Source organism: Bacillus sp. 196mf, assembly GCF_003217275.1.
Classification (GTDB): Bacteria; Bacillota; Bacilli; order Bacillales; family Bacillaceae_G; genus Bacillus_A; species Bacillus_A thuringiensis_S.
This window is the reverse complement of the sequence record NZ_QJTG01000015.1, coordinates 41,816-58,531: the sequence shown is the minus strand read 5'-3', so window position 1 is coordinate 58,531 and position 16,716 is coordinate 41,816. Positions and strand designations below refer to the sequence as shown.

Below are 16,716 nucleotides of genomic sequence, written 5' to 3'. Positions count from 1 at the left end.
TTAGTTTCCTAATATTTCAGAAGAAAGAAACTATTTTTAGAATTTTCTTGCTATAATAAGGGAAAGAAAATGCGGGGGTGGAATAAATATGTTATATGAAAACGGCGTAGATAAACTGCTTAGTTTAAGTAGAAATATTTCCGAATTATATCGAGAATTAAACGAAATGACCCGGATTTTAACGGATTGTAATCGAGAAAGTGTGAAGTTTGATCGATTATATGTAAAAGAGTTACTTTGGAAGAAAGAAGATGTAATAGAGAAATATGACCAGCTACTTGTACAACTTTGTATTAACGAATGCTTTGATCTAAAAAGTGTCATTACAGGGGAATATAAGTATACATATGAAGAAGTAGAAAACATAGTTTTACAATTTAATGAAAAGTATAATGTCGCAATCTTAATTAAAGATGTGTGTAAAGAATTACAGTTCACATATGGAATTGATATGGACATAACGAGAACAACTCGGGTATCAACAGCTCAAGTATAGAAAAAGGAAAAGAAAGCAGATCCTTTGCTTTCTTTTTTTTGTGAAAATAGAGAGAGTAGGTTTAACGATGAAGGGGAAGTTACAGCATATTCATCCGCTTGGAATGAGTATTATTTTAGGGACATTGTTTGCTAGGTTTGCAACTTCAATGAGTATCCCTTTTTTAGCGATTTATTTAACGACTGTTAAAGGTGTATCAGCTGGAATGACTGGTGCTATTATCGGAACGAGTGCACTTGTTGGTGTTTTTGCTAGTTTTATCGGAGGGAATTTATCAGATCGATTTGGCCGGAAAACGATTATGCTCTGGTCCATGATCGTTTGGATTTTTGTGTTTATAGGTTTTTCACTTGCGGATCATGTTTTAAGTTTCTTTTTATTAAACGCTTTAAATGGATTATGTAGGTCGTTTTTTGAGCCAACATCAAGAGCATTATTATCAGATTTAACAAAGCCTGAGTATCGGTTACTCGTCTATAATTTACGATACGGTGCAATAAATGTTGGAGTTGCAATTGGACCAATTGTTGGATTACAGATTGGAAGTGCAAAATCAACAATTCCTTTTTTAGTAGCAGCTGGGGTATATATTCTATATACAGCTATATTAGCGTTCCAATTTAAGAAGTATCCAATGGAAAAAAAGAAATTGAGTAAAGAAAAACCTGTTACAATGCTAAATGCAATACGTATATTGCGAAAAGATATAGTATTTTTAGTTGCTTTAGTCGGTATTATTTTGAGTAATTGCGGTTTTTCACATTTAACGACGACAGTATCTCAATATTTTGCAAATGCACATATATTTGAGGATGGGGTGAAGCTATTCTCATATATGCTCGCTTTAAATGCAATTGTTGTAGTGATGATCCAATACCCTGTTATTCAAATGTGCAAAAAGTATACACCGTTAACATCAATTATGGTTGGGACTTTATTTGTGAGCGGGGGATTATTTGGCTTTGGAATAGTAGAATCTATGCTAGGTGCTGCCGTTTGTACAATTATTTTTACAATTGGAGAAGTCTTAATGTTTTCGATGACGGATGTATTTATTGATGATATTGCTGTTGCGCATCTAAAAGGAACATACTTCGGTGCGATGGGCTTTTCGGGAATTGGAGCAGTAATAGGTCCGTGGTTCGGAGGAGTACTTCTCGATTACTACGGGTACCAAAATGGGTTTGCGGTATTTTCAGCACTAGCTATATTTTCAACTGTGGCATTTCCTGTGCTTTTAGTTACAAAAGGTTTATCGAAAAAAAGATATGATAGAAATTCTAATATAGAAATGCATGCGAAATAACATAAGCCCCAGTAACCAACTGGGGCTTAGTTTGAATTATATTAACTCTTAATTTGAAAAAAGAACTTTTTTTTCATGCTTATCAGCAACTTCATTTTTGGAAATATGAATGGCTAAAAATCCGTTTTCTAAGCAGGCTAGCATCTTTTTATAAATGATAGTAGTAGGTAAAGGGATTGTTCGTTGTAAGGAAATGTTTTTATGAAGTATGCATATAGCTAGGCCTGTCTCTAACTTTTTAATGAGTACATTTTGTTCCGTGACATTTTGTACATCTGTTTCCAAAATATATTCTTCTTCGGTTTCGCAAAGATCGATGTGAATTTGATTTGGAAAGCTAAAGTTACTATAAGAATCGGAACAAAATTGATCCATCCATTCTTCGAAACCATCAACATGAAAAAGACAATTCTTCTTTTTCTTGCCCATGTAAGACACCCTCCGTAAAATATCAATTCATATCATGTTATGCATGAATGAATTAGGGGTGAAGAATAAATGGAAAAATATAAACATTGTATGTGGAAAAGATAGCTAGTGTGCACTTTTTGTTTTACATATCATGATGCGCATGATGTTTTTGGCGTGAATGGTTACGGTTTTTTACTTTATGAGATCCGCTTAATGGTTCAGGTTGTCCTTTTTTTTCTTTCGCTTCACGATTGTTTTTTCCCATTGTATATGACACCTCCTCTTTCTTTTTAGAATGAGAGAAGTTGACGATTTTATACGAGAATGTTTTTAGAAAAAAAGGTAAAGATAAAGGGGACTAACAATTATAGAAAGGGGATTATATAATGCCATATCATAAAGATAAGCAACAAGCCTTTCAAGCGGCACAGCAAGGAGTTACACAAGCAGAAAATGCATTTAATAATATTGTGAAAAATGACCCTAACTACGGTCATGATTTAAAAGAGTTACGCCAAGAGGTCCAGGAAGCATATGAACAAATTCAAAATGCACTAGAGGTAGCTTCAGAAACACAACGTCCACAACTTGAGCAATATGAAAATAATCTCCAAAATATAATGCGAAATGTAGATCAATTAGAAAAGTAAATGAGGTTGTTGTTTATTCGACAACCTTGCTGCTTTAGTGAACGTTATGCTAAAACAGAAAATTTTTCTATTAGTTTTTTCTTTGCTATGTGCAGTACATATATTTCAAGTGGAAAAAGTGGAAGCGAAAATGTTGCTCAGAAAAGAGTTAGAACCAACTGGTTATGTAACATGGGAAGTACCTAATAATGAAAAAATTATTGCAATTACATTTGATGATGGGCCAGATCCAACGTATACACCACAAGTTTTAGATTTATTACGTCAATATAAGGCGGAAGCGACATTTTTTATGATTGGATTTCGAGTTCAGCGTAATCCATATTTAGTGAAGCAAGTGTTAAAAGAGGGACATGAAATTGGAAATCATACGATGAATCATTTGTACGCAAGTAATTCGTCAGATGAAAAATTAGAAAATGATATTTTAGATGGAAAGAAATTTTTTGAAAAATGGGTGAAAGAACCTTTGCTATTCCGTCCTCCTGGCGGATATATTAACGATGCTGTATTTAAAACAGCGAAAGAGGCTGGCTATCAAACCGTTCTATGGTCGTGGCATCAAGACCCGCGTGATTGGGCAAATCCAGGGGTTGAATCCATTGTAAATCATGTAGTGAAAAATGCTAAAAGTGGCGATATTGTATTGTTACATGATGGAGGGAATGATCGTAGTCAAACGGTAGCAGCGCTAGCAAAAATTTTACCTGAGCTGAAAAAACAGGGCTATCGATTTGTAACGGTTTCGGAATTACTACGTTATAAACATTAGAAGAAATCCCAAAAGGAAAATAGACCTTTTGGGATTTTTCTTTACTGGTTCTTTTTACGTTTCTTATTATTTTGTCGCTCTGCTGGAGTTAAAGGCTCGTTTGCAAATTCTTCATTGTAACCAGTTCCTTGTCCTTGTGCAGATGCAGCATTCATTCCTGAAATAGTATGATTTGCTTTTCTTTTACCCATTTTATTTCACCCCTATAACATTTTTTGTATGTTGAATGATGAGCAGTTCATAGTATGTATGAACTGTAAGTAAACCGCTGATAGAGCACTTTACTTTATGATAATAGTATTCATAAGGAGCATGAAAGCTATTCAAATTTAGAAACATAAAGAAAACTTATGATAATCTATAAGTTTCTTATTATTTACTTATTTAGAAAGTTGTAATAAGATATTATCGTAAGGTATTGAAAAGTTTGTCTACATTTTATATTCAGACAACTTAGTCACGTTTAACAGGGGGGAAACATAATGGTCAAACATAATCCATTTCAATCACGTGCAACTTTTGAAGTAGATGGAAAAACGTATCATTATTATGATTTGAAAGCGCTTGAAAATGCAGGGGTTGGCAACGTATCTCAATTACCATATTCCGTGAAAGTTTTACTTGAATCAGTACTTCGTCAAGTAGACGGACGTGTAATCACAGAAGAGCATGTTACAAATTTAGCGAAATGGGGAACGAAAGATGTGCAAGATATCGATGTTCCATTTAAACCATCTCGTGTAATTTTACAAGATTTCACTGGTGTTCCAGCTGTTGTTGATTTGGCTTCGCTTCGTAAAGCAATGGCAGACATGGGTGGGGATCCTGACAAAATTAATCCTGAAATTACTGTAGACCTTGTAATTGACCACTCTGTACAGGTTGATAGAGCGGGTACGGCAGACGCGCTTGCATTCAACATGGACTTAGAGTTTAAACGTAATGAAGAACGTTATAAATTTTTAAGCTGGGCACAAAAATCATTTGATAACTACCGTGCAGTTCCACCAGCTACAGGCATTGTACACCAAGTAAACCTTGAATATTTAGCACCAGTTGTTCATGCTGTGAAAAATGCTGAAGGTGACTTAGTTGCATACCCAGATTCATTAGTTGGAACAGACTCGCATACAACAATGATTAACGGTATCGGCGTTCTTGGATGGGGCGTTGGTGGTATTGAAGCAGAAGCAGGAATGCTTGGACAGCCTTCATACTTCCCAGTACCTGAAGTAATCGGTGTGAAATTAACTGGCACACTTCCAAGTGGTACTACAGCAACAGACGTTGCATTAAAAGTAACACAAGTATTACGTCAAAAAGGTGTAGTTGGTAAATTTGTTGAGTTCTTCGGTAATGGACTAAAGAGCATGCCTTTAGCTGACCGTGCAACAATTTCAAATATGGCACCAGAATACGGCGCAACTTGTGGATTCTTCCCAATCGATGATATTTCATTAGAATACTTACGTTTAACAGGTAGAGATGAAGAGCAAATTCGTATTGTTGAAGAATACTGTAAAGCGAACGGTTTATTCTATACAGCAGACAGTAAAGATCCAATCTACACTGATCTTGTTGAAATTGATTTAAATACAATCGAATCTAACCTTTCTGGACCGAAACGCCCACAAGATTTAATTCCACTTTCAGATATGAAAGATGCGTTCCACAAAGCTGTTTTAGCACCAGTTGGAACACAAGGACTTGGATTTAATGAGCAAGAGTTCGATAAAGAAGTGAAGGTTACATTAGAAGATAAAGAAGTAACGATGAAAACAGGTGCAATTGCAATCGCTGCAATTACAAGCTGTACAAATACATCAAACCCATACGTATTAATCGGGGCAGGTCTAGTTGCGAAGAAAGCAATTGAAAAAGGACTTGTAGTACCTGAGTACGTAAAAACATCATTAGCACCAGGATCTAAAGTTGTTACTGAGTACTTAGATAAATCAGGTTTAACAACATATTTAGACCAATTAGGTTTCCAAACAGTTGGTTACGGCTGTACGACTTGTATCGGTAACTCTGGTCCATTAGCGCCAGAATTAGAAGAAGCAATCGCAGCAAACGACTTACTAGTAACATCTGTTTTATCTGGTAACCGTAACTTTGAAGGTCGTATTCATCCTCTTGTAAAAGCAAACTACTTAGCATCACCACCACTTGTTGTGGCATATGCACTTGCAGGTACTGTTGATATTGACCTGAAAAATGATGAAATCGGTAAAGATGCAAATGGCAATGCTGTTTACTTCAACGATATTTGGCCATCAGCTAAAGAAATTGAAGATGTAGTTCAAAGTGTTGTTACATCTGAACTGTTCAAGAAAGAATATGCACAAGTATTTAACAGCAATGAGCGTTGGAATGAAATCCAAACTTCAAACGAAGCTTTATATACTTGGGATAATGATTCAACATACATTCAAAACCCACCATTCTTTGAAGGTTTATCTAAAGAGCCAGGTGAAGTTGAAACGTTATCAGGTTTACGCATAGTTGGTAAATTTGGTGATTCTGTAACGACAGACCACATTTCACCAGCAGGTTCAATTGGTAAGCACACACCAGCTGGACGCTACTTATTAGAAAACGGCGTACAACCAGTTGACTTTAACTCTTACGGTTCTCGTCGTGGTAACCATGAAGTTATGATGCGTGGTACATTTGCAAACATCCGTATTAAAAACCAAATCGCACCAGGAACAGAAGGTGGATATACAACATATTGGCCAACTGGTGAAGTAACATCAATCTATGATGCTGCTATGAAATATAAAGAAGATGGAACAGGTCTTCTAGTTGTTGCTGGTAAAGATTACGGTATGGGAAGTTCTCGTGACTGGGCTGCGAAAGGTACTAACTTATTAGGTATTAAAGCAGTAATCGCAGAAAGCTTCGAACGTATTCACCGCAGTAACTTAGTGTTAATGGGTGTATTACCACTTCAATTTAAAGATGGCGAAAGTGCTGAAACGTTAGGTCTTGTTGGTAACGAGTCATTTGAAATTCAAATTGACAAAACAGTTAGACCGCGCGATCTTGTAAAAGTAGTTGCAACTGATTTAGATGGCAACGAAAAACAATTTGAAGTAGTAGCTCGTTTCGATAGTGAAGTAGAAATTGACTACTACCGTCACGGTGGTATTCTGCAAATGGTTCTTCGTGAGAAAATCGAAGAGTCAAAAGTGTCAAACTAAATAATTGAAATGAAAAATAAGGAAGCTAACAATAGTTAGCTTCCTTATTTTATGGAAAGGGATGAAACCATATGGTTTCATCCCTTTCTTTTTACTACGAAAAGTGGAGGGAACGTCATGAAAGAATATAAAAGAATATTGTGGCCGTTACGAAAAGAGAAAATATTAGTAATGGCAGCTGTATGTAGTGGGATAATTGCTGCTATTTTAAATTTATCACGCCTAATTTTCATGGGATTAATTGTAGACAATCTTATTCAAAGGGAGCTAAAAGGTGCGTATTTATATATAGCTTTGTTTGCGGGTATTCGCTTTTTAATGTGGACGAACAATCTTTTATTTGATTATATAAGCTCAAAAGCCAGTCAACGTATATTACAAACGAAACGTATAGAATTATTGCGTCACTATTTCTCATTACCGTTTGAAGAGAGTGAGAAGATTAAGCAAGGGGAGTTAGAAACTTTGGTCGTATCTGATATTCCGAACTGGGTCAGATTATATGGTTCTATATTAATAGAGTATATACACGCTATTGCCCAATTTATTGGAGCTTTCATAGCACTACAACATATAGATATACAGTTTATATTGTGGGTAACTCCGTTTTTATTTTTCAGTGCAATTGTTCCAATACTGATGGGAGAAAAGGTAAGGGATATTGCAAGCATTGCTCAAAAAAATCAATCGAGTGTTGTAGAGATGGTGTCACAGTTTGTAAAGGGTATACAAGATTTACGTAGTGTACAAAAAGAAAAATGGGCCATTCGCTTATTTAAAGGAGTAACGGCACAATCTTATAAATCGGAAGTAAAGAAGACGATGATGCAACATTGCATTGGAGTAGTTGGAACAGTGATTGAAACAGGAGCATATATCGTTGTTCTCATTGTAGGCGCACAAAAAATAATGAAAGGGGAAATGGAAGTTGGTTCACTTGTTGCAGTGTTAGCTACAATTGAAATGCTCTTTTTCCCAGTCCGTTACGTGGGCGATTTATTAATGATGACACAAGTTGCAGTCGCTTCGGCAAATAGAGTTTTTTCCTTTTTAGATAAAAGAGTGGCAGATAGTAATGTAGAAAGAGCGATGGGGATGATAATAACAAATGTTTCATTTCAGGAGAGTGAAGAAGAGAAATGTAGAATTAATAATATTGATTTGCAAATTAATCCTGGTGAATTCGTTATCATTGTCGGAGAAAGTGGTGCAGGAAAAACAACACTTTTAAAATTAATGACAGGTTTGTATAAACCATCTAACGGTAGTGTTGTTTATTATGGTCAAAAGGCTCGAATGACTACAGTGTGGCAAGAACCTCGTTTCTTTCGGACGACAGTAAAAGAGAATATGTATTTCCGGGAGGAGTATTTAGAAAACGAATTAGAAAAAAATATTGACCTTATAAATATGAAGCCGATAATTAGAGATTTACCTAAGGGGATTCAAACTGTACTACATAAAAGTGGAGAAGAGCTTTCGGGAGGAGAAAGAAAACGTCTTGCATTATTACGAGCGATTGGTTCAAATCCGAATCTTATTATTTTAGATGAACCGACTGCGGGGTTAGATCCGAGTAATCAAGAAACTGTTTGGAATATGATTGAAGGACTAGGAAGAGATGTAACGAGAATTGTGGCAACACATGATGTAGAGAAAGTGATACTAGCGGATCATGTTGTCATAATGAGAGAAGGAAGTATTGTTGCATGTGGAAGTCCTGAAAAATTAATAAATAGTCATTCATTTTGAAAGAGATGTGAATAAAGATAAGAGCAGTGCCCTTATCTTTATTCAATATCATTTATTTGATATTGGATAGATTCTGAATGATTTAGATCTACGTTAAAAGTAGCAGTCATAAGGAAAGTTGCAATTCCAAGGATTAAGAAAAGGACGAATGAGACTAGAGAAATGTAAAGACAAATACGCCCTACTTTCTTTTTTTCAAGATCGTTACTAAAGAGTGAAATGATCCATGTAATAATACCGATTGGGTATAAAAGAAAACTAAGAATATATAATGTTATTTTTTCGAATGAATTCATAAAAAATCCCCCTTTTGTTGAAGTTTATATAACTACGAAAGTAAAAAGGTGAATGGGCCCATAAGAAGATAAACAACACTTCATCTGTTTTTCTAATTATATGATAAAAAGGAAAAGATTACACTTCAAATGAGAATATTCTAATTATTTCGACTCTGAATATTTCCAAGCTTGTCCGTATAAGCTAAAATAAGGTATATAGTATTTGAGTAATTAAGTTATAAGAAGATAAATACGTTAGGGTGATATAACATGTGGCGGAAGCTTACGATTATTGTAGTGTTACTTTGTTTAGCGGGATATGCAGCTTATGAACAGTTTGGTAAAAAAGAGCAGATGGTACAAGGGGAGCAAGAACAAAGTGAAGCTGCTATGAAAGAGATGATTGCAAGTAATGGTATTGAAATAGGGAAGAGTGCGCCAGACTTCGAATTAACGAAGTTAGATGGAACGAATGTAAAGCTATCAGATTTAAAAGGAAAGAAAGTGATTTTAAACTTTTGGGCAACGTGGTGTGGACCTTGCCAACAAGAAATGCCGGATATGGAGGCTTTCTATAAAGAACATAAAGAAAACGTAGAAATTTTAGCAATCAACTATACGCCTTCAGAAAAAGGTGGGGGGGAAGAAAAGGTAAGCAATTTTGCTAAAGAAAAAGGAATTACTTTTCCTATTTTATTGGACAAGAACATTGATGTGACAACAGCGTATAAAGTAATTACGATTCCAACTTCGTATTTTATAGATACAAAAGGTGTCATTCAAGATAAGTTTATTGGGCCGATGACGCAAAAAGAGATGGAGAAAAGGGTTGCTAAATTAAAATAATGGTGAAAAGGTAGAGGTGGAGAGTTCCCATTTCTGCCTTTTCTTTTTCAAGTAGTAATAACTTCATGATATGATGTAAGAAATATAATCGTTTAGAGATAAAGGAGTGTATGGAGTGGGGAATGTATCCTTACCGTTAGATTATGTTGTAATTGATTTTGAAACAACAGGATTTAACCCTTATAATGATAAAATTATTCAAGTTGCAGCGGTGAAATATCGTAATCATGAACTCGTAGATCAATTTGTTTCATACGTGAATCCAGAGCGACCAATTCCGGACCGAATAACGAGTTTAACCGGTATTACCAATTATCGTGTTTCAGATGCACCGACGATTGAAGAGGTATTACCTTTATTTTTAGCATTTTTACATACAAATGTTATTGTGGCCCATAATGCTTCTTTTGATATGCGCTTTTTGAAAAGTAATGTAAATATGCTAGGGCTACCTGAACCTAAAAATAAAGTAATTGATACTGTATTTTTAGCGAAGAAATACATGAAGCATGCGCCTAATCATAAACTTGAAACGTTAAAGCGAATGCTTGGAATTCGTTTAAGCTCTCATAATGCATTTGACGATTGCATTACGTGTGCTGCTGTTTATCAAAAGTGTGCAGCTATTGAAGAAGAAGGACAGAGAAAAGTAAATAAGGTCTCACTTGATGAAATCGTAGTATACGAAGCGGTGAAAGAAATGCTTGCACGTAATAAACGTAATGTAGAATGGCTACGTTGTATGAACGTAGGAAGTTATTTAGATATAAAAGCTTTTTATCCAGTTATGAGAGTAAAGGTAAAAGGGCGAAAGAAATATGTATTAACAGAGATATTAGAAGAAGATGTGAAAGAAATATGTACAAGTTTAAAATGTGAACCGGCGTTAAAAAGTGAAGTTGGTAATACGAGAATTATGCTTAATAGCTTAGAGGATGTTATGAAATTAGAAAGTTATATTTTAGAGCAGTATGATTTTGTATTACAGGCGCTTCATGATTATAAAGAAAATGAAATGAATGCAGATGAAAAGTTGAAAGAGTATTTAAATATTATGGTATGAAAAACTCCGTGTGCAATATATTGTACACGGAGTTTTTTTAGGAGTACCAAAACATAAAATTTTCTTACAAATCTGATTAAAGAGTTTTTCGTTTGCTCATACTATGTAATAAGAAAGTGAAGGAGAGAGGGTGAACAACATGAGAAGAAGTCGCCGTAAATCGTTTGAAGAACTTGTAAATGAAAATAAACAACAATTATTAAGCGATCGTGATGCAATTGATCGCATTGAAGAGCGCATCGAAAAACGTTATGAAATGAAACTTTTTAAGCAAGCTGAATAATTCTTAACGCTAGTACGATACTAGTGTTAAGGAGGCGATAGTAATGGGTAATCCGAAAAAAAATTCAAAAGACTTTGCACCAAATCATATTGGAACACAATCGAAAAAAGCTGGTGGAAATAAAGGAAAGCAAATGCAAGATCAAACAGGTAAACAACCGATTGTTGATAACGGTTAAAAAGGAGAATGTTATCATTCTTCTTTTTTGTGAGGAAATGAAAGATGAGTTTTTAGCAGTAATATGAAAAAAAGGGCTGACTTTTGTCAGCCTTTTTTCGTAATCGTAAAATTTTCAACGAGTAAACGCCAATTTTGCGGGAATGGTAAACCGATTTTCCAGTAACTAATACCGCCTATACCTTGTTCTTTCATTAAATTGAATTTACTTTGAACAGACCGTGAATCTTCAAACCAAACTTCGTGTTGCACGCCGTTTTCATCAAAGTAATTAAAATGAGGAGCTTGGGCTGTGAAATCATAACGAATAGGAACATTATATTTACGAGCTAGTGCAACAGCTGCGACAGAGCTAATTGCTTTTGCGGGTGGATTTCCTTGTTTAAATGGAAGCTTCCAATCAAACCCGTATAAATTTTGCCCCATCATAATTTTTTGTGGAGGCATTTGAGATTTTGCATATTGAAGTACTTCTTTCACTGGACCGATAGGAGAAATCGCCATCGGTGGACCGCCTTGCCATCCCCAGTCATATGTCATAATGACGACGAAATCAACAATTTGCCCTTGCGCTTTATAATCGTGAGCTTCGAAAAATTTTCCCTTTTGATTTGAACTTGTTTTCGGTACGAGAGTTGTGCTCAATGTGTACCCGCTAGGTAAGCGTGTTTTTACATTTCGTAAAAAGCGATTATACGCCTCGCGGTCTTCAGGTGCTACACTCTCGAAATCGAAATGAATGTCTCGCATGCCATATTTTTGAGCTGTTTGCAAAATGTTAGTAATGAATTTGTTTTGAATCGTTGCGTCGCGTAAAATAACTGATGTTAGATCGGCACTGAAATTACCATTTTCAATATTTGTAATAACGAGCATAGGGATTGTTTTACCTTGCGTTGCAATATTAGCAATTTTAGCTGTTTCAGTAGGTTCTTTTAATGTGCCATCTCTTTTTGCCTCAAAACTAAAATAGGCTAAGTATGTTAAAAATGGATTGATGGCGCGTGTCGCATTAACTAAACTCTCTTTAATCGGTATAGTTGAAGGTTGTAAATAAGCGATGGATTCTACAGCTCGTTTTGTGCCTTTTGGTACATATAATTGTTGTCCGACATGGAGAATAGATTTTAAAGATAAATTATTAACTTTAGCTAAACTAGCGAGGGGGACATTATATGTTTGAGAAATTCGATATAGGCTGTCACCAGGCTGTACATAATAATTATTTCCTTTCGTATTAACGATAAGTGCCTGACCAACAACGAGCGTTTCAGCTGGATTTAGTCCATTGTCTTTTACTATTTCGTCAGGTGTTGATCCATATTTTGATGCCAAGCTATATACGCTATCACCACTACGAACAGTTACAATTTGAATCATATGCTGGCTCCTTTCAGTAAAAGATTCACTGTTTTTATTTTATTTTTGATGTCACTGTATTATGATTAAATGTATGCAAGGTAGCAGAAGTGAAAGAAGGCGAATACATATGTTTGTAGCAGAACATGAAGTTGAAATCCGTTATGCGGAAACAGATCAAATGGGTGTTGTTTACCATTCAAACTACTTAGTGTGGCTTGAGTTAGGTCGCACGAAACTTATACAAGATTTAGGTTTTTCATATGTTGAAATGGAGAAAGAAGGAATTATTTCTCCTGTGTTAGATTTACAAATTTCATATCGTAAAGCGATGCGTTATGGAGAAAAGGCAATCGTAAAAACATGGGTAGATACTGTGAGCCCGCTTCGCGTTGTATATGGATATGAAATATATAATGGTGATGGTGATCTTTGTATTACTGCAAGTACGACGAATATTTGTGCGAAAAAAGAAGGATTCCGCCCTGTATCATTTAAAAAGTTATATCCTGAGTGGTATGCGAAATATGAGGAAATTAAGAAAAAATAAAAAAGCGTGGCAGAAGCCGCGCTTTTTTATTTTTCATAATTAAATTGTGGGAAGTCGTCACCTTCATTAAGTGTAACAGATAAATTATGTCCATCGAAGAACCATTCATCATCGCCTTCAATAAAGAAGTTAATACCTTCTTCTTGAATTTGAACAGCAGGGTGTGCAGGATCATCTTTACGAATACCTAAAGAAAGTCCTTTTTGCACAGTACTGCAACCACCGTATTGTACGAAAAAGCGTAGTGTTTCATTTGATTGTAAGTTTAATTCAGTTTTATACCATTGTGCTGCTTCTTTTGTTACGGAAAGATTCATGTATAGTTCCTCCAAGTTATGTTGCTTTTTCTTTAGTATAAAAAATAACGCAAAAAGACGCTATTAATATGCTTCACGTTTTCTTTTTGCGTTATGTGGGTTACGATCTTATTTTTGCTTTTTTGAAAAGTTTGCTTTTGGTTCAGTTTTATTTATAATTCGTCCGATATTTGCACGGTGTTTATAAATAACCATACCTGCTAATAAACACATCGCAATAATGAAGATTTTATCCCCGCTAACAATGGATGCAATAACAGCAACAACTGCTGTTACCATAGAAGAAAGTGATACGTATCTTGTTGTAAATAAAAGGGTGAAAAATACAACAGCCAATATTGCAAAAACAACTGGTGAATAGCATAATAGCACCCCAGCAGAAGTTGCAACTGCTTTACCACCACGGAATTTCGCGAAGATCGGGTAGACATGTCCAAGAACAGCCGCTAACCCGAACCATAGTGGGTGAATATCTAATCCGAAAATCATTGGTAGACTTGTTGCTAATGTCCCTTTTAAAATGTCAGCAATTGTAACGGTAAAACCTGCTTTTTTCCCTAATGTACGGAATGTGTTTGTTCCGCCTAGATTACCGCTCCCGTGCTCACGAATATCGATTCCGTAGCCAATTTTTCCAACAACTAGTGCAAATGGAATCGAGCCAAGCAAGTAGGCAACGATAAATAAAAGATATGTAGTAACCATAAGTTCAGTCTCCTTTATTCAAATGTGTTGATAAAGGGTAAAAAGAGTTTTTCCCGTATATTGTACCATACATTTGTAAAGAGCACATTTCTTTTTTGTAAATGAAAAATTCATTATTTCGTGAAAAAAATTTCACAGTAATGTTACATTTCTCACAGAAACAGCAAGACTATATGTAGTAACATTTTAATCAAAAGACAACAACATATTGGTGGAGGGTTATAAATGTTACAAAATAATACACGTGGAGAAGAATTAATGAAAGTGTTCGAGACGATAGTCTACGGCAATGAACAAGATTTAATGCAAGAAAATGCAAATGTAGACGGCCGCTCTCCAATGGGTGTAATGGGAACGTTCGCATCTGAGAGTGCAAAATATTATGCTGTTGAGAATTTATTGTCAGATCAAGTGAAAAAAGCGATAAATGAAAATATATTATATCCACATGATTTAGATTTTTATGCGACAGGAACGACGACTTGTTCGCAAATTCCGTTAGCGCAAATGCTTGCTAACGGTTTTCATACTGGACATGGACATATGAGACAACCACAAGACATTAAAAGTGCATTGGCTCTTTCGTCTATTATTTTTCAAGCGAATCAAAATATGCAGCATGGCGGTCAATCGTTTGCACTCTTTGATATTGATTTAGCACCTTATGTACGAAAAACAATTGAGAGACATAAAAAACGATTACAATCATATCCGCTTACGAAAGAACAAATAGAAGAATTTGCATGGAAAGAAACGGAAAATGATACGTATCAAGCGTGTGAGGCTTTCGTTCATAATTCGAATAGTATGCATAGTAGGGGCGGAGGACAAGTCCCGTTTATTTCTATTAATTACGGAACAGATACATCAAAAGAAGGAAGAATGTTAATTAAACAACTATTAAAAGCAACACAAGCTGGACTTGGTAAAGGAGAGACACCAATTTTTCCGATTCAAATTTTCAAGATGAAAAAAGGTGTGAATTTTGAAGAAAGTGATCCGAATTACGATTTATTTGAATTAGCATTAGAGACAACTGCAGAGCGATTATTCCCTAACTTTTCATTTTTAGATGCTCCGTTTAATGCAGTGCATTATGATGGAAGACCAGAAAGTGAAGTATGTTACATGGGATGTCGTACCCGTGTTATGTCTAATATACATGGAGAAGAAACAGCGATTGGTAGAGGGAATTTATCATTTACGTCTATCAATTTAGTGAAATTAGCGTTAATTAGTGGTTCAAAAGAAGCATTTTTTGAAGCGCTAAACTACTATTTAGATTTAGGAATTAAGCAGTTATTAGAAAGATTTGCGTATCAATGTACGAAGCGAGCAAGAGATTTTCAGTTTTTATATTCACAAGGTGTATGGCGTGGTGGAGAAGCATTGCAGCCTGAAGACTCCGTAGCTTCGATTTTAAAACAAGGGACGTTAAGTGTTGGTTTTATCGGTCTTGCGGAATGTTTAGTAGCTTTAACAGGAAAGCATCATGGGGAAGATGAAGAATCATGGAAACTTGGGTATGAAATTATTTCCTTTATGAGAGATAGAATGGATAAAGCGACAGAAGAACATCAACTGAATTTCTCGATAATTGCAACTCCAGCAGAAGGATTATCAGGAAAGTTTGTGAAAAAAGATAGAGAAGAATTTGGCGTAATTAGCGGTATAACGAACCATAATTACTATACGAATTCATTCCATATTCCAGTTTATTATAACATTCAAGCGATAAATAAAATCCGTTTAGAAGGCCCGTTCCATGCTCTCTGTAATGGAGGACACATTACGTATATTGAACTGGACGGAGCAGCGATGCATAACAAAAAGGCATTAAAACAAATTGTACAAGCCATGGCAGAACATGGCGTTGGATACGGTTCAATTAATCATCCTGTTGACCGTTGTAAGTGCTGTAGTTATCACGGGGTTATTGGAAATGAATGTCCAAGTTGCGGGAATGAAGATGAGGCTAATATAGAAAGAATTCGCCGCATAACAGGCTATCTTGTAGGGGATATGTCGAAGTGGAATAGTGCGAAACGTAGTGAAGAGATAGATCGGGTGAAACATAAATGAAAGTGATGAATATTATTCATGATAGTGTAGTAGATGGAGAAGGATTGCGGACAGTCGTGTTTTTTGCGGGCTGTCCGCATCGTTGTGTCGGTTGCCACAATCCGAAATCGTGGAATATTTGCAACGGAACGGAAATGACAGTAGAAGAAATTGTGAAAGAGATTGCAAGTAATCCATTAACTGATGTAACATTTTCAGGTGGAGATCCATTTTTTCAAGCTGCTGAAGTGAAAAAGGTAGCAAAAATCGTGAAAGATTTGAAAAAAAACCTATGGATGTATACAGGTTATACGTTAGAAGAGATACAGAGTTCTCAAAATAATGATATGATAGAGTTGTTACATTATGGGGATGTTTTAGTCGATGGAAGGTTTGAAATTGAGAAAAAAGATTTAACACTTCCATTTCGCGGAAGCTCCAATCAACGTATTATTCGATTGAAAGAGTAAAAAGGCGGGATAGA

The 16,716-nt window shown here is 35.5% G+C and carries 20 protein-coding genes; 13 read left to right on the top strand and 7 right to left on the bottom strand.

Features of this window, described 5'->3' with window-relative positions; genetic code table 11:
* Positions 1-88 precede the first annotated feature (88 nt).
* Positions 89-496 carry a hypothetical protein gene (locus ATL10_RS19700; RefSeq protein WP_000965149.1) on the top strand — a complete coding sequence of 136 codons (408 nt, stop codon included), beginning with the start codon at positions 89-91 and terminating at the stop codon, positions 494-496.
* 67 nt (positions 497-563) lie between these two features.
* Positions 564-1,802 carry an MDR family MFS transporter gene (locus ATL10_RS19695; RefSeq protein WP_090977385.1) on the top strand — a complete coding sequence of 413 codons (1,239 nt, stop codon included), beginning with the start codon at positions 564-566 and terminating at the stop codon, positions 1,800-1,802.
* Between the two features lie 48 nt (positions 1,803-1,850).
* Here the strand turns inward: ATL10_RS19695 and ATL10_RS19690 are convergent, their stop codons facing one another.
* Positions 1,851-2,231 (bottom strand): Hsp20/alpha crystallin family protein, encoded by a 381-nt coding sequence (locus ATL10_RS19690; RefSeq protein WP_000516758.1) that lies wholly within the window; start codon positions 2,229-2,231, stop codon positions 1,851-1,853.
* A gap of 124 nt (positions 2,232-2,355) precedes the next feature.
* Complete coding sequence (locus tag ATL10_RS19685) at positions 2,356-2,478, bottom strand: small acid-soluble spore protein P (RefSeq protein WP_000517649.1); 123 nt, start codon at positions 2,476-2,478, stop codon at positions 2,356-2,358.
* Between the two features lie 121 nt (positions 2,479-2,599).
* Between ATL10_RS19685 and ATL10_RS19680 the strand changes: the two genes are divergently transcribed.
* The gene (locus tag ATL10_RS19680) at positions 2,600-2,863 is read left to right on the top strand and encodes a hypothetical protein (protein WP_001146295.1); all 264 of its coding nucleotides are present in this window, start codon (positions 2,600-2,602) and stop codon (positions 2,861-2,863) included.
* Positions 2,864-2,909: 46 nt separating this feature from the next.
* Positions 2,910-3,635, top strand: a complete 726-nt coding sequence (pdaB, locus tag ATL10_RS19675; RefSeq protein ID WP_061665781.1) for a polysaccharide deacetylase family sporulation protein PdaB — start codon at positions 2,910-2,912, stop codon at positions 3,633-3,635.
* Between the two features lie 41 nt (positions 3,636-3,676).
* On the opposite strand, the gene sspO is transcribed toward pdaB, so the two are convergent.
* On the bottom strand, positions 3,677-3,826 hold the full coding sequence (sspO, locus tag ATL10_RS19670; RefSeq protein WP_000518057.1) for an acid-soluble spore protein SspO: 150 nt from the start codon (positions 3,824-3,826) through the stop codon (positions 3,677-3,679).
* Positions 3,827-4,117: 291 nt separating this feature from the next.
* Here sspO and acnA point away from each other — a divergent pair, with 291 nt between their 5' ends.
* Entirely contained in the window at positions 4,118-6,841 is a 2,724-nt protein-coding gene (gene acnA / locus ATL10_RS19665) for an aconitate hydratase AcnA (protein ID WP_023522726.1), read from the top strand.
* Positions 6,842-6,958: 117 nt separating this feature from the next.
* On the top strand, positions 6,959-8,593 hold the full coding sequence (locus tag ATL10_RS19660) for an ABC transporter ATP-binding protein (RefSeq protein ID WP_098587970.1): 1,635 nt from the start codon (positions 6,959-6,961) through the stop codon (positions 8,591-8,593).
* Between the two features lie 38 nt (positions 8,594-8,631).
* Here the strand turns inward: ATL10_RS19660 and ATL10_RS19655 are convergent, their stop codons facing one another.
* Positions 8,632-8,889: a hypothetical protein gene (locus ATL10_RS19655; RefSeq protein ID WP_001083875.1), complete on the bottom strand. Its 258-nt coding sequence runs from the start codon at positions 8,887-8,889 to the stop codon at positions 8,632-8,634.
* Between the two features lie 252 nt (positions 8,890-9,141).
* Here ATL10_RS19655 and ATL10_RS19650 point away from each other — a divergent pair, with 252 nt between their 5' ends.
* From ATL10_RS19650 to sspN, 4 genes are all read left to right on the top strand, one after another.
* The gene (locus ATL10_RS19650; protein WP_000269064.1) at positions 9,142-9,717 is read left to right on the top strand and encodes a TlpA family protein disulfide reductase; all 576 of its coding nucleotides are present in this window, start codon (positions 9,142-9,144) and stop codon (positions 9,715-9,717) included.
* Between the two features lie 115 nt (positions 9,718-9,832).
* Complete coding sequence (locus ATL10_RS19645) at positions 9,833-10,780, top strand: 3'-5' exonuclease (RefSeq protein WP_098835892.1); 948 nt, start codon at positions 9,833-9,835, stop codon at positions 10,778-10,780.
* Positions 10,781-10,919: 139 nt separating this feature from the next.
* Positions 10,920-11,063 carry an FbpB family small basic protein gene (locus ATL10_RS19640; protein WP_001254699.1) on the top strand — a complete coding sequence of 48 codons (144 nt, stop codon included), beginning with the start codon at positions 10,920-10,922 and terminating at the stop codon, positions 11,061-11,063.
* Between the two features lie 43 nt (positions 11,064-11,106).
* Complete coding sequence (gene sspN, locus ATL10_RS19635) at positions 11,107-11,241, top strand: acid-soluble spore protein SspN (RefSeq protein WP_000527987.1); 135 nt, start codon at positions 11,107-11,109, stop codon at positions 11,239-11,241.
* 86 nt (positions 11,242-11,327) lie between these two features.
* On the opposite strand, the gene ATL10_RS19630 is transcribed toward sspN, so the two are convergent.
* Positions 11,328-12,620 (bottom strand): glycoside hydrolase family 18 protein, encoded by a 1,293-nt coding sequence (locus ATL10_RS19630; protein WP_000614858.1) that lies wholly within the window; start codon positions 12,618-12,620, stop codon positions 11,328-11,330.
* Positions 12,621-12,729: 109 nt separating this feature from the next.
* On the opposite strand from ATL10_RS19630, the gene ATL10_RS19625 reads away from it, so the two are divergent.
* The gene (locus tag ATL10_RS19625) at positions 12,730-13,149 is read left to right on the top strand and encodes an acyl-CoA thioesterase (RefSeq protein WP_000495808.1); all 420 of its coding nucleotides are present in this window, start codon (positions 12,730-12,732) and stop codon (positions 13,147-13,149) included.
* A 26-nt stretch (positions 13,150-13,175) separates the two neighbouring features.
* Here ATL10_RS19625 and ATL10_RS19620 read toward each other — a convergent pair whose 3' ends face one another.
* Positions 13,176-13,466 carry a HesB/YadR/YfhF family protein gene (locus tag ATL10_RS19620; RefSeq protein WP_001054455.1) on the bottom strand — a complete coding sequence of 97 codons (291 nt, stop codon included), beginning with the start codon at positions 13,464-13,466 and terminating at the stop codon, positions 13,176-13,178.
* Between the two features lie 108 nt (positions 13,467-13,574).
* Entirely contained in the window at positions 13,575-14,171 is a 597-nt protein-coding gene (gene plsY, locus ATL10_RS19615) for a glycerol-3-phosphate 1-O-acyltransferase PlsY (RefSeq protein ID WP_000258974.1), read from the bottom strand.
* Positions 14,172-14,396: 225 nt separating this feature from the next.
* On the opposite strand from plsY, the gene ATL10_RS19610 reads away from it, so the two are divergent.
* Both ATL10_RS19610 and nrdG read left to right on the top strand, forming a co-directional pair.
* On the top strand, positions 14,397-16,253 hold the full coding sequence (locus ATL10_RS19610) for an anaerobic ribonucleoside triphosphate reductase (RefSeq protein ID WP_110497361.1): 1,857 nt from the start codon (positions 14,397-14,399) through the stop codon (positions 16,251-16,253).
* Positions 16,250-16,702, top strand: coding sequence for an anaerobic ribonucleoside-triphosphate reductase activating protein (gene nrdG / locus ATL10_RS19605; RefSeq protein WP_000867078.1), 453 nt, complete (start codon positions 16,250-16,252; stop codon positions 16,700-16,702). Before ATL10_RS19610 ends, nrdG begins: the two co-directional genes overlap by 4 nt.
* Positions 16,703-16,716 lie beyond the last annotated feature (14 nt).